This is a genomic window from Alteribacter natronophilus (genome assembly GCF_006007885.1).
GTDB classification, from domain to species: Bacteria; Bacillota; Bacilli; order Bacillales; family Salisediminibacteriaceae; genus Alteribacter; species Alteribacter natronophilus.
This window is the reverse complement of the sequence record NZ_VCRO01000001.1, coordinates 1,012,682-1,024,595: the sequence shown is the minus strand read 5'-3', so window position 1 is coordinate 1,024,595 and position 11,914 is coordinate 1,012,682. Positions and strand designations below refer to the sequence as shown.

The window sequence follows — 11,914 nt, the reverse complement described above, 5'->3', positions numbered from 1 at the left end:
TTGCAGAAGAAGGCATCTGCTGACATGCGGTAAAATAGGTGAAAACAGGAGGATTATGAATGAAAGGAAAGCGCTTTAACAGAGTGTTCCTAGTCGTTATGGATTCAGTTGGGATCGGAGAGGCACCTGACGCCGATCAGTTCAATGACATAGGTGCCGACACGCTGGGTCACATCGCTGAGAAAATGAACGGACTGAAGATGCCGAACATGGGAAAGCTCGGTCTTGCCAACATCCGGCCGGTAAAAGGTATTGAAGAAGCGGCCAGCCCGATGGCCCACTACGGACGAATGGCAGAGGCATCAAACGGTAAAGACACCATGACCGGTCACTGGGAGATTATGGGTCTCTATATTGACCAGCCTTTTCGCACTTTTCCCGACGGGTTCCCTCCGGAACTGATTAACGAGCTTGAGGAACGGACCGGCAGAAAAATCGTCGGAAACAAACCGGCTTCCGGTACAGAAATACTTGATGAACTCGGGGAACACCATGTAAATTCCGGAGATTTGATAGTCTACACTTCTGCAGACTCCGTTCTTCAGATTGCTGCCCATGAAGAAGTGGTGCCGCTTAAAGAACTTTATGAAATCTGCGAACTTGCCAGAGAACTCACTCTGGATGAAAAATACATGGTCGGAAGAATTATTGCCCGCCCGTTTATCGGAACGCCGGGTAAATGGGAGCGCACATCCAATCGGCACGACTACGCCCTCAAACCGTTTGGCCGGACAGTCATGAATGATCTGGAAGATGAAGGTTTTGACTCCATCGCAATCGGTAAAATATCCGATATTTACGACGGGGAGGGAATTACTGAATCCCTTCGGACAACCTCAAACATGGACGGCATGGACAAGCTCCTGCAGACCCTGGATATGAAATTCACAGGTCTCAGCTTTTTAAACCTCGTTGATTTTGATGCGAAGTTTGGCCACAGAAGAGACCCGATTGGATACGGTAATGCACTTGAAGAGTATGATGCCAGGCTTCCGGAGGTGCTCGAGCGCCTGAATGAGGATGACCTTCTCATTGTGACTGCAGACCACGGGAATGATCCTGTGCACCATGGAACCGACCACACCAGGGAGTATGTGCCTCTTCTTGCATACAGCCCGCAGTTTTCGGGAGGCTCCCAAATTGAGGACCGGAAAACGTTTGCAGATGTGGGGGCTACAATTGCGGAAAACTTCGGTGTGAGAATGCCTGAGCACGGTGAAAGCTTCCTGAAATATTTAAAATAAGTCACAGACTCCGGAGGGCCACAGCGCGAGGAGGCAGAGCTGCCGCCGCAGAACAGCGGTGGTGAGAACTTCTGCACCATCTGTGTTCGGAGGGCAGGATCCAGGGAGCGGCGCGCATGCCGTTCCTTTCCCTCTTTACCGGCCCGAGAGTATGCCGGGGAACTGCGGAACGATAAGAAGAAAATGAAGGCAAAAAGAAAGGGACGATCACTGATGAGAAAAGAAATAAACGAAGCAGTAAATTATCTTGAAGGTAAATTAAGCTCCAAACCGGAGACAGGGCTTATCCTCGGATCAGGTCTGGGAGTGCTTGCAGATGAAATTGAAGACGCTGTCATTATTCCGTACCAGGAGATCCCCGGTTTCCCTTCTTCAACTGTTGCCGGTCATAAAGGCCAGCTTGTATCAGGTACGCTTGAAGGACGCCCGGTGCTTGCCATGCAGGGACGCTTTCACTTCTATGAAGGCTACGAACTGTCACTGGTAACACTTCCGGTCCGTGTAATGAAGGCACTTGGCGTAAAAGAACTGATCGTTACAAATGCAGCGGGAGGAATTAACGAATCCTTCAAACCGGGTGATCTCATGCTGATTGAAGATCACATTAACAATTTTGGCACGAGCCCTCTGATTGGACCGAACAGTGAGGAAGACGGTCCCCGTTTTCCAGATATGAGTGAAGCCTACAGCCGGGCGCACATCACTCTTGCTGAAAAAACAGCTCAAGAAGCGGGAATCACTGTACAAAAAGGGGTGTATGTAGGAAATACAGGCCCAGCATACGAAACCCCGGCAGAGGTTCGGATGCTCAGAACACTCGGTGGAGATGCTGTGGGGATGAGTACGGTTCCGGAAGTAATTGTGGCCAGACACTGCGGACTTAAAGTACTTGGTATTTCCTGCATTTCAAACATGGCAGCAGGCATCCTGGATCAGCCGCTGCACCACGAAGAAGTAATTGAGACTACAGAGAAAGTAAAAGCGGACTTCCTTTCTCTTGTTAAAAAAATCGTTGCCAGCCTCGATCAGACTGGAGAATAATCGAAAAAGCCGATACAGAGAGGAACGGTGAATCATTATGAGAATGGTAGATCTGATAGAAAAGAAACGGGATGGAGCAGTATTAACCGAAGAGGAAATCAAGTTTATCATCAGGGGTTACACGAATGACGATATTCCTGACTACCAGATGAGTGCCTGGGCTATGGCTGTTTTTTTCCGTGGTATGACAGATGAGGAAAGTGCGGCGCTGACGGACGCCATTGTCCACTCAGGTGATACAATCGATCTTTCCGCCATCGAGGGAGTAAAGGTGGATAAACACAGCACTGGCGGTGTAGGTGATACGACTACACTCGTACTGGCTCCACTGGTGGCAAGTGCTGGTGTGCCGGTGGCAAAAATGAGCGGAAGAGGGCTGGGTCATACAGGCGGCACCATCGATAAGCTGGAATCCATTCCGGGTTTCAGTGTGGAAATTACCAACGATCGTTTTATTGAGCTTGTAAACCGGAACAAAGTAGCCGTAATCGGACAGACTGCTGATTTAACGCCTGCAGATAAAAAGCTTTACTCACTGCGGGACGTGACTGCCACGGTGAACTCAATCCCGCTGATCGCGAGCTCCATCATGAGTAAAAAGCTCGCTTCGGGAGCTGATGCCATCGTTCTCGATGTAAAAACGGGTTCCGGTGCATTTATGAAAGAGCTTGAAGATGCCAAAGAACTTGCAAGGACCATGGTGAAAATCGGCAACGACCTGGGCCGCCATACTTCGGCTGTCATTTCCGACATGACGCAGCCCCTCGGTTTTGCGATCGGAAATGCTCTTGAGATGAAAGAAGCGATCGATACGCTGAATGGGCGCGGGCCAAAAGACCTCACTGAGCTCTGTCTCACCCTTGGAAGCCGTATGGTCCTTCAGGCAAAAAAAGCAGATAGTCTGGAAGAAGCGCGAGCGATGCTTGAAAAGGTGATTGAAGACGGTTCCGCACTTGAGAATCTCAAGACGTTTGTTGAATCTCAAAATGGGGATAAAAGTGTGATTGATCACCCTGACAGGCTCCCTGCCGCCAGACATACTTTTGAGGTGAAAGCGAAGGAATCCGGGTACGTCACCGGAATCACAGCAGACAGGATCGGAACTGCAGCGATGGTACTTGGTGCCGGACGCGCAACAAAGCAGTCGGAAATTGACCTGGCAGTGGGTCTGGTTCTCCGTAAAAAAATCGGGGAGAAGGTAGAAGAAGGCGAGACGCTTGTAACTGTGCACAGTAATCAGGAAAACATAGAGGATTGTGTAAACCGTATTTATGAGTCCTACACGATTTCCGCTGAAAAAACAGAAGCGCCTCCTCTTGTATATGAAGTAATCGACAAATAAACGAATTTACCAAACCGGTACTGCTCAGCTGACAGCAGTACCGGTTTTTTACTGTGGCTGAAATAGTACCCCGCAGGAGTCTTCGTTCATCGAAGGCCGGATCACCGCAGGTATGGGAGAGGGGCATTCTTATGGTCTGCAGGCGGCCATTATCTTCATTCAGGCTACTTGCAATAACGTATAAACTGCCTGAACAGGGGCAGAATGGTAGAGAAAACATGGCCTTCCTGCAGCCGTCCAGGGAGAGGCTCCGTAAAACCAACACAACCCAAGGAGGTTTTTGAAATGAAGCTGTATTCAAAATTTGTTCTCGTGTTTACTGCATTCATGCTGATGACAGGGGTGCTCTCCCCGGATGCATTTGCCCAGGAAGGGGGCGTGAAGCTTGCTGATGACGCAGGCTCGGCTATATTAATTGAAAGGGATACAGGCGAGATTATGTTTGAGAAAAACAGTAATGAACAATTACCGCCTGCTTCCATGACTAAAATAATGACGATGCTCCTCATTATGGAAGCCGTTGATAACGGCAGCATAACAATGGATGAAAAGGTCAGAACAAGTGAACGTGCGGCGTCCATGGGAGGCTCACAGATTTTTCTTGAACCCGGTGAGGAAATGACAGTGGAGGAAATGCTTAAGGGTATTGCGATCGCTTCGGGAAATGACGCTTCTGTCGCTATGGCTGAACACCTGGCCGGTTCAGAAGATGAATTTGTAAACATGATGAATGAAAAAGCGAAAGAGCTGGGCCTTAAAGATACAAACTTTGTGAACTCCAACGGCCTGCCGGCAGCTGAACACTATACCACTGCACACGATATGGCTATGATGTCGAGAGAGCTTCTCAAATATGAAAAAATTACCGAATACACAAGCCTTTATGAAGATTATCTCCGTGAAGACAGTGACAGGAAATTCTGGCTTGTAAACACGAACCGTCTTGTTAAATTCTATCCCGGTGTAGATGGACTGAAAACAGGTTTTACACGCGAGGCCAAGTACTGCCTTACAGCTACTGCAAACAAAAATGATATGCGGGTCATCGCTGTTGTGATGGGGGCATCCACTCCAAAAGACCGCAACCGTCAGATCACGGAAATGCTTGACTACGCTTTCAGCCAGTACAAACTTCACAGACAGTATGACCGGGGGACAGTGATCGACCAGGTGAAAGTCAGCAAGGGATCCAGGAGCAGAGTGGATGCAGTGACCGGTGAAAATGTATCCATGCTGACCAGAAAAGGAGAATCGCTTGAAGGGGCAACGGAAGAAGTTACATGGCAGGAAAATCTGAAAGCGCCACTGAAGAACGGCGATCCGGTCGGGAAGCTGACAATTAAGCTGGAGGGCAAAACCCTTTCCGAAGTTCCGCTTGTGATTACGGAAGATGTACCGGAAGCTTCTGTCTGGCAGCTGATTAAAAGAACAACGTCTGTTCTCGTCGGAAAAGAGAGGTCATGATTCGTCGCATCACACCTTTCTTTGACGAAGACTCACTAGTTTTGATTCGGTGAAGGAATCCGCCGGCAGAAAAACGAAATTCCCTTTACGTATTTTCCGGGAGCGCTGACCTCTGCGGCAAATGCACATTGAAGAGAGGGAGTGAAGGGGCAGTGAGTCTGTTAATCGATCTGGAAAAAAAGAGAATGTTCTTTGTGTCCGGCTTGAAGGTGAACTGGATCACCATACGGCAATGAAACTGAGGGAACGTGTGGATCAGGCAATGAAGGAACACAATTTAACACATATGCTTTTGAATCTTGAAAATCTGATGTTTATGGACAGCTCGGGTCTTGGTGTCATTCTTGGACGCTATAAGTTTATTCAGTCTCTCGGAGGAGAGATGGTGGTCTGTTCCATCTCCCCTCCTGTCAAACGCCTGTTTGATATGTCAGGCCTGTTTAAGATTATCCGTCTGGAAACCGATGAAAACCGTGCATTATCCATGCTGGGGGTGGCGTCATGAAAAATGTGATGAAGCTTTGTTTCTCTGCAGTCAGTGAAAACGAATCTTTTGCAAGGGTGACAGTAGGTGCTTTTATCGCCAAGCTTGATCCGACAATGGATGAGTTAACCGAAATTAAAACGGTGGTCAGTGAGGCGGTAACCAATGCGATCATTCACGGTTATCCGAATGACGAGCACGGAATGGTCCGGATCGAAGCAGAGATTGATGAGGATTCGGTAAAGATAACCGTGCAGGATGAAGGCGTCGGAATGAATAATGTAAATGAAGCAAGACAGCCTCTTTTCACTTCCAAACCGGAGCTTGAACGGAGCGGTATGGGCTTTACGATTATGGAGAACTTTATGGACGATGTGGAAATCCGTTCAGAACCGATGGTGGGAACAACTGTCAGACTCCAGAAGCGTCTAGCCGGGCAGAAAGCCATGTGCAATTAGGTGCCGCCCATGGAAGTGAATGTAAAACAGAAGAAAGAGGTGTTTCTGAAGGACGGGGAACTCAAAAGGCTGATTGCCGAAGCGCAGGAAGGAAGCCGGGAGTCAAGAGACCGCATCGTAAGCCACAACACCCGCCTCGTCTGGTCGGTAGTACAGCGATTTCTAAACCGGGGTTACGAACCCGATGATCTGTTTCAGATCGGCTGCATCGGCCTGATAAAATCGGTGGATAAATTTGATCTCAACTATGATGTTAAATTTTCCACCTACGCTGTGCCGATGATTATCGGGGAAATTCAGAGATTTCTGCGTGATGATGGAACGGTAAAGGTGAGCAGGTCGATTAAGGAAAGTGCAAACCGGATCCGGAAAATGAAAGAAGAGATGACCAAGTCCCTCGGCAGGGTGCCGAAAGTGAATGAAATAGCCGAAGCACTTGATATGAGCCCGGAGGATGTCGTTTTTGCACAGGAGGCAAGCAGAAACTTAACCTCCATTCATGAGACTGTCTACGAGAACGACGGTGATCCCATCACTCTGCTTGATCAGATCTCTGATCAGAATGAAGGCAAGTGGTTTGATAAAATTGCCCTGAAGGACGTTATTGAAAAACTGGAGGAAAGGGAACGCCTTATTGTATATCTGCGCTATTACAAGGATAAGACACAGTCCGAAGTCGCAGAACGACTGGGCATATCGCAGGTTCAGGTGTCGCGTCTTGAAAAGAAAATATTAAAGCAGTTAAAAGACCAGCTGGACGAGTGATCCGGCTGGTTTTTGTGTTGGGCTCAGCCTGCGGGGAATGACAATGAGTGATTGTTTGCATAATAAGAGGGAGTCTTACAAAAGCCGTCTACTTTTCCGGGGGTGATGAAAGTGAATGAGCAGAGGGTCTACATACGGCTGAAATCAAGAATCAGGGTGAAGGAGCCTTCTTCTCTTACGATTGGCGGGATATCATCCCTGATCGCTGATGATGGCTTAAGAGAGGAACTGGAAAAGATGCCGGCAGCTGGGGCCATGAAGGATCCCGGATCAAGCCCCGTAGTAATTGACTCCATGAATATCGTCAAGCTGATGCTTGCCAGATACCCTGACCTGGATATTCAGGTCGTTGGACCGGTTCAGACGATTGTATGGCATAAGGTGGAAAAGCAGCCTATGAAACCGGTGCTGTTCTGCCTGGTATGGTTTCTGCTTTTTATAGGCTCTGCGCTGGCGATAATGAATTTTCATGAAGATGTAAGCATGTCCGGTGTGCACCGGAAACTGTATAAAGTGATTACCGGAACGGAAACAGACAGTCCCCTGTGGCTGCAGATCCCCTATTCCTTCGGTCTTGGACTTGGGATGATCCTGTTTTTTAATCACCTCCTGAGAAAGCGGATCAATGATGAACCAAGTCCTCTCGAGATGGAAATGTTTAACTATCAGGACAATATCGACCGGTATGTTGCACTGAATCACAAACATCCGAACGAACAGGAAAAAAGTGATGATTGACCAAGCTTTTGCCATTCTGACAGGCCTTGGCGGAGGGATCGCTGTCGGCAGCGGACTGGTGGCTTTTATTACGGTACTTGGCATTATTCCGAGACTTGCCCAGCTTACCTTCACAGCGTCCTGGGTCACACGTTATGAAAGTGCTGTTATCCTGGGGGCGCTGTCCGGTGCCTGGATGAGCCTTGGAAGTCCTGTTATTTCACTGCCGGTCGTTTCTGCAATTCCCGTTGGCCTTTCAGCCGGGATGTTTATCGGTCTTCTTGCTGCGGCTCTGACGGAAGTTCTGAACGTGTTCCCGATTCTTGCAAAGCGCGTCGGGGCTTCAGACCGGATTAAATGGCTTCTGTTTGCAATAGTACTGGGCAAAATCAGCGGCTCCTTATTCCACTGGCTTTATTTTCAATTCATGAGGTGATCAGGTGTGAAATCAGAAGAACAGATCCGTAAAGAGAGGTTCGAGGAACGGCGCAAAAGAATGATTATTAAACCGCCGCGGATTAAAAACGCAGTAACCGCGTTTGTAACCGGTGGGCTGCTTGCAGTCGCCGCCCAGCTTCTTTTTAACCGTTACATTGTCTGGTTTAACCTGACTGAAAGAGAGGCAGTTAACCCGGTGGTTGCCACTTTTATACTTGGAGCGTGTATTTTGACGGGAGCAGGTGTTTTCAGCAGGATTTCCGAGAAGTGGGGAGCAGGGGTGATTGTACCGATAACCGGCTTTGCGAACTCTGTAACATCCAGCGCTATGGAAGCAAGGGCAGAGGGTGTCGTGTACGGCATCGCCGGTAACATGTTCCGCATTGCAGGGGTTGTACTGGTGTTCGGTGTAGCATCGGCATACCTTGTGTCATTCATACGTGTTCTTATTGAGACACTTATCAATTAACGTTTGGATTGTGCAGACCGCCTTAGGAGGGGAGAGGGTGAAATGATGAAAAAAATCCGGCAGACCTGGGTACTTGAAAATCCCGTTTATGTTGAAGCGGCCGCGATTGTCGCCGGCCCGCAGGAAAGGGAAGGACCTGTTGGGAGTTATCTGGACCATTCCTTCAAAAATCTCTACTGCGGTGAAACCACATGGGAAAAAGCCGAAAGGGCTCTGATGAAAGAGGCGGTGGACCGGTCCCTTAAAAAAGCGGGCCGTCAGACCGAGGATATTGACATGTTTGCTGCAGGAGATCTTCTTAATCAGACAGTGACGAGCAATTACACAGCCAGGGATTATCCGTGGCCCTACATGGGCCTGTACAGTGCCTGTGCCACGTCGATGCAGAGTGTAGCTCTCCTCACTCTGCTCGTACATTCAGGAATTATAAAACGCGGCCTCAGCGCAGTGAGCAGTCATTACGGGGCTGCTGAAAGGCAGTTCCGCAATCCGGTGGAACATGTCAGGCAGAAACCATCCACGGCTATGAAAACCGTTACCGGCGCAGGTGCTGTTATTTTATCAGACAGCCCGGCAGAAATTGCTGTTGGATCCGTCACCATTGGAAAAGCAGTGGACTGGGATATGAAGGATCCGCTTGATATGGGACAGGCGATGGCACCGGCTGCATACGAAACGTTCCGCCGTCACCTTGAGGATACCGGGCGCAGTGAAAAAGATTACGATCTTATTTTAACAGGTGATCTGAGTATGTTTGGTTCCAGGCAGTTTCTCGAACTATGTGAGGAGGATGGCTTATTCATCACCGACAAATATCTTGATGGAGGCAACACGATTTTCGGTTATCATCCTTCGGGATGCGCCGGGGGCAGCGGGGCAGCGTGCAGTGCTCTCGTGACCTATGGATACGTGTTTCATAAAATGCGGAGTGCACACTGGAAAAAAGTACTGTGTATTGCTACCGGAGCTCTGTTCAATCCTTTAACAGTAAGGCAGAAGGAGACGATCCCCTGCATCGCTCATGCAGTTGAATTTATACGAGTAGAGGAAACGGCGGGAGGCTGAAACAATGGAGTATCTGGCGGCATTCGCTGTAGGAGGTCTTTTTTGCCTGATCGGCCAGCTGTTTATGGACATCGGCAGGTGGTCTCCGGCACACATAATGGGTGGATTCGTTGTAGGTGGAGCGCTCCTGGACGGCTTCCACCTCTATGACCGGCTGATTGACTTTTCAGGTATGGGCGCGATTCTTCCCATTTCAAGTTTTGGACACTTTCTTGTGCACGGGGCCATGGCCGAATCAGATCGGTACGGATTTCTGGGAATTGGGATGGGGATATTTGAAGTAACGTCTGCTGGTGTTTCATCAGCTATTTTGTTCGGGTTTCTAACCGCCCTTGTTTTTAAACCGAGAGGATGATTCAGAGGATGAGTGCTAAGAAGAAGGTGATCGTCATTACCGATGGAGATGCGTCTGCCAGGGCAGCGGCGGAAAAAGCCGCGGAGAAACTCAATTGTTTTTTTATCGCTGAATCCTGCGGAAATCCAAGCCCGGTAACCGGTGACATTCTGATTAGACATATCCTGCGGGCTGAAAAGGAGCCGGTCCTGGTTCTGTTTGATGACTGCGGCTATGCGGAGGAAGGGCCGGGTGAAAAAGCACTGCTCACAGTATGCAGGCACCCGGATATTGAGATTCTGGGCGTTCTTGCAGTTGCTTCCCAGTCATTTGCCCACGAATGGGCAAAGGTTCATTTTTCCATTGAGCGTAATGGAACCCTGACGGAATACGGGGTGGACAAGGACGGGATCAAAGATACAGAAATAGGGAGAATTCGCGGAGATACGGTTTATGTCCTTGATGAACTCGATCTTCCCCTTGTAATCGGCATAGGGGATCTCGGGAAGATGGGCGGCCGGGATACTGCGGAAAAGGGAGCACCTGTTACATCGAAGGCCCTGGAACTGATTCTGGAAAGGAGCGGCTTTAATGGCGGAAAATCATCAGGATTTAACAAAAGTTGACCATCCCCTTTCTTATGACTTAAAAGAAAATGAAGAACGCATGAAGAAACGGGTCGGTATCGGCAAGAGTTTCGATGTCGGGGTCCGTAAACTCAACATACTGGATAAGGAAGTTCAGATCTATTTCGTAAACGGTCTTTGTGATACACAGTACATTATTGAAATTCTCCGTGAACTGATGCTGATTGAAACTGTCGACCGGAAAAAGAGAAATGTCCGCGAGCAGATTGAGAACCATTTTGCGCACGTACAGGTTGAAAATGTAAAAACACTTGATGAAGCCATTACGCAGATGCTCTCCGGTCTCATTTCCATTTTTATCGAGGGTGAAAACGAAGCGGTCATTATTGACACACGGATGTACCCGGGTCGTGGACCGGAGGAGCCGGATCTGGAGAAGGTTGTCCGTGGCTCCCGTGACGGGTACACGGAAAATATTATTGAAAATACGGCACTTACGAGACGCCGTATTCGTGATGAGAGACTCCGCAATGAAATTCTCCAGGTAGGCAGAAGATCCAAAACAGATATCTCCCTCTGCTATATCGAGGGAATTGTGGAAAAAGACCTTGTGGATGTTGTCAAGAAGGAACTTGAAGCTATAGACATCGATTCCCTGACAATGTCCGATAAAGTCGTGGAGGAGTTTATAGTCAAACAGGGAAACAATCCATTCCCGCTCGTCCGCTATACTGAACGCCCGGATGTGGCAGCTACACACATTCTTGAAGGCCACCTTGTCATTATCGTGGATGCCTCACCAAGTGCGATCATTCTTCCGACGACACTGTTTCACCATGTCCAGCACGCAGAGGAATACCGTCAGGCTCCTTTTATCGGTACGTTCCTGCGCTGGGTCCGTTTTACCGGCATGCTTTTTTCTCTGTTTATTCTGCCGTTCTGGCTTCTGATGGTCGTTCAGCCGGATCTGCTGCCGGAAGGGTTCGACTATATCGGGCCTGATGAAACGACGAACGTGCCTATTTTCGTTCAGATAATATTAGCTGAACTGGGGATCGAACTGCTCAGGATGGCAGCCATACACACCCCGTCCCCGCTAGCCACCGCACTTGGCCTTGTGGCGGCACTTCTGATCGGGGAAATTGCCATAGAGGTCGGCCTGTTTGTACCGGAAGTGATTCTGTACGTTGCTGTAGGGGCGATCGGCATGTTTGCAACCCCGAGCTACGAACTGAGTGTGGCGATGAGAGTCATGAGGTTAGGCCTTCTGGTTGCTGTGGTTCTCTTTAAGGTACCGGGCTTTATGATCGCCACGACCGTACTGATCCTGGCCCTTGCTGGTATCCGGTCCCTCAATGTTCCGTACCTCTGGCCGTTTCTCCCGTTTTATCCGAAAGCTTTCTTTGATATTGTGATCCGGAGAGCAGTTCCTGCCAAGATGAAACGGCCGGCTGCTGTCCATCCTCAGGATTCCGTAAAGCAGGCAAAGTCAGAAACATAGGAGGC

13 protein-coding genes and 1 pseudogene are annotated in these 11,914 nt (G+C 49.0%); all 14 read left to right on the top strand.

The window, feature by feature from the left end; translation table 11 throughout:
- Positions 1 to 59 precede the first annotated feature (59 nt).
- A complete protein-coding gene (gene deoB / locus FGB90_RS05135; RefSeq protein WP_138809467.1) occupies positions 60 to 1,244 on the top strand; it encodes a phosphopentomutase in 1,185 nt (394 codons plus the stop codon).
- Positions 1,245 to 1,457: 213 nt separating this feature from the next.
- Positions 1,458 to 2,285 carry a purine-nucleoside phosphorylase gene (locus FGB90_RS05130; RefSeq protein WP_138809466.1) on the top strand — a complete coding sequence of 276 codons (828 nt, stop codon included), beginning with the start codon at positions 1,458 to 1,460 and terminating at the stop codon, positions 2,283 to 2,285.
- 37 nt (positions 2,286 to 2,322) lie between these two features.
- Positions 2,323 to 3,627, top strand: coding sequence for a pyrimidine-nucleoside phosphorylase (locus tag FGB90_RS05125; protein ID WP_138809465.1), 1,305 nt, complete (start codon positions 2,323 to 2,325; stop codon positions 3,625 to 3,627).
- A gap of 285 nt (positions 3,628 to 3,912) precedes the next feature.
- Positions 3,913 to 5,091 carry a D-alanyl-D-alanine carboxypeptidase family protein gene (locus tag FGB90_RS05120; RefSeq protein ID WP_138809464.1) on the top strand — a complete coding sequence of 393 codons (1,179 nt, stop codon included), beginning with the start codon at positions 3,913 to 3,915 and terminating at the stop codon, positions 5,089 to 5,091.
- A 152-nt stretch (positions 5,092 to 5,243) separates the two neighbouring features.
- Positions 5,244 to 5,596 (top strand): annotated as a pseudogene (gene spoIIAA / locus FGB90_RS05115) (anti-sigma F factor antagonist).
- Positions 5,593 to 6,033: an anti-sigma F factor gene (spoIIAB, locus tag FGB90_RS05110; RefSeq protein ID WP_138809462.1), complete on the top strand. Its 441-nt coding sequence runs from the start codon at positions 5,593 to 5,595 to the stop codon at positions 6,031 to 6,033. Before spoIIAA ends, spoIIAB begins: the two are co-directional and overlap by 4 nt.
- A gap of 9 nt (positions 6,034 to 6,042) precedes the next feature.
- Positions 6,043 to 6,798, top strand: a complete 756-nt coding sequence (gene sigF, locus FGB90_RS05105; protein WP_138809461.1) for an RNA polymerase sporulation sigma factor SigF — start codon at positions 6,043 to 6,045, stop codon at positions 6,796 to 6,798.
- A gap of 111 nt (positions 6,799 to 6,909) precedes the next feature.
- Positions 6,910 to 7,536 (top strand): stage V sporulation protein AA, encoded by a 627-nt coding sequence (locus FGB90_RS05100; RefSeq protein WP_246056055.1) that lies wholly within the window; start codon positions 6,910 to 6,912, stop codon positions 7,534 to 7,536.
- Positions 7,526 to 7,951, top strand: a complete 426-nt coding sequence (locus tag FGB90_RS05095; protein ID WP_438502673.1) for a stage V sporulation protein AB — start codon at positions 7,526 to 7,528, stop codon at positions 7,949 to 7,951. The genes FGB90_RS05100 and FGB90_RS05095 overlap by 11 nt, the downstream gene beginning before the upstream one ends.
- Before the next feature lie 6 nt (positions 7,952 to 7,957).
- Positions 7,958 to 8,422 (top strand): SpoVA/SpoVAEb family sporulation membrane protein, encoded by a 465-nt coding sequence (locus FGB90_RS05090; protein ID WP_246056054.1) that lies wholly within the window; start codon positions 7,958 to 7,960, stop codon positions 8,420 to 8,422.
- Between the two features lie 42 nt (positions 8,423 to 8,464).
- Positions 8,465 to 9,487, top strand: a complete 1,023-nt coding sequence (gene spoVAD, locus FGB90_RS05085) for a stage V sporulation protein AD (protein WP_246056053.1) — start codon at positions 8,465 to 8,467, stop codon at positions 9,485 to 9,487.
- A gap of 4 nt (positions 9,488 to 9,491) precedes the next feature.
- Entirely contained in the window at positions 9,492 to 9,842 is a 351-nt protein-coding gene (gene spoVAE / locus FGB90_RS05080; protein ID WP_138809458.1) for a stage V sporulation protein AE, read from the top strand.
- Between the two features lie 8 nt (positions 9,843 to 9,850).
- Entirely contained in the window at positions 9,851 to 10,447 is a 597-nt protein-coding gene (spoVAEA, locus tag FGB90_RS05075; RefSeq protein WP_138809457.1) for a stage V sporulation protein SpoVABEA, read from the top strand.
- A complete protein-coding gene (locus FGB90_RS05070; protein ID WP_138809456.1) occupies positions 10,413 to 11,909 on the top strand; it encodes a spore germination protein in 1,497 nt (498 codons plus the stop codon). Before spoVAEA ends, FGB90_RS05070 begins: the two co-directional genes overlap by 35 nt.
- The last annotated feature ends 5 nt before the right edge of the window (positions 11,910 to 11,914 follow it).

Excerpts from the sequence above, each read along its gene's own strand:
- deoB (WP_138809467.1), top strand. The coding sequence starts at position 60 with ATGAAAGGAAAGCGCTTTAACAGAGTGTTCCTAGTCGTTATGGATTCA.
- FGB90_RS05130 (WP_138809466.1), top strand. The coding sequence starts at position 1,458 with ATGAGAAAAGAAATAAACGAAGCAGTAAATTATCTTGAAGGTAAATTA.
- FGB90_RS05125 (WP_138809465.1), top strand. The coding sequence starts at position 2,323 with ATGAGAATGGTAGATCTGATAGAAAAGAAACGGGATGGAGCAGTATTA.
- FGB90_RS05120 (WP_138809464.1), top strand. The coding sequence starts at position 3,913 with ATGAAGCTGTATTCAAAATTTGTTCTCGTGTTTACTGCATTCATGCTG.
- spoIIAB (WP_138809462.1), top strand. The coding sequence starts at position 5,593 with ATGAAAAATGTGATGAAGCTTTGTTTCTCTGCAGTCAGTGAAAACGAA.
- sigF (WP_138809461.1), top strand. The coding sequence starts at position 6,043 with ATGGAAGTGAATGTAAAACAGAAGAAAGAGGTGTTTCTGAAGGACGGG.
- spoVAD (WP_246056053.1), top strand. The coding sequence starts at position 8,465 with ATGATGAAAAAAATCCGGCAGACCTGGGTACTTGAAAATCCCGTTTAT.
- spoVAE (WP_138809458.1), top strand. The coding sequence starts at position 9,492 with ATGGAGTATCTGGCGGCATTCGCTGTAGGAGGTCTTTTTTGCCTGATC.
- spoVAEA (WP_138809457.1), top strand. The coding sequence starts at position 9,851 with ATGAGTGCTAAGAAGAAGGTGATCGTCATTACCGATGGAGATGCGTCT.
- FGB90_RS05070 (WP_138809456.1), top strand. The coding sequence starts at position 10,413 with ATGGCGGAAAATCATCAGGATTTAACAAAAGTTGACCATCCCCTTTCT.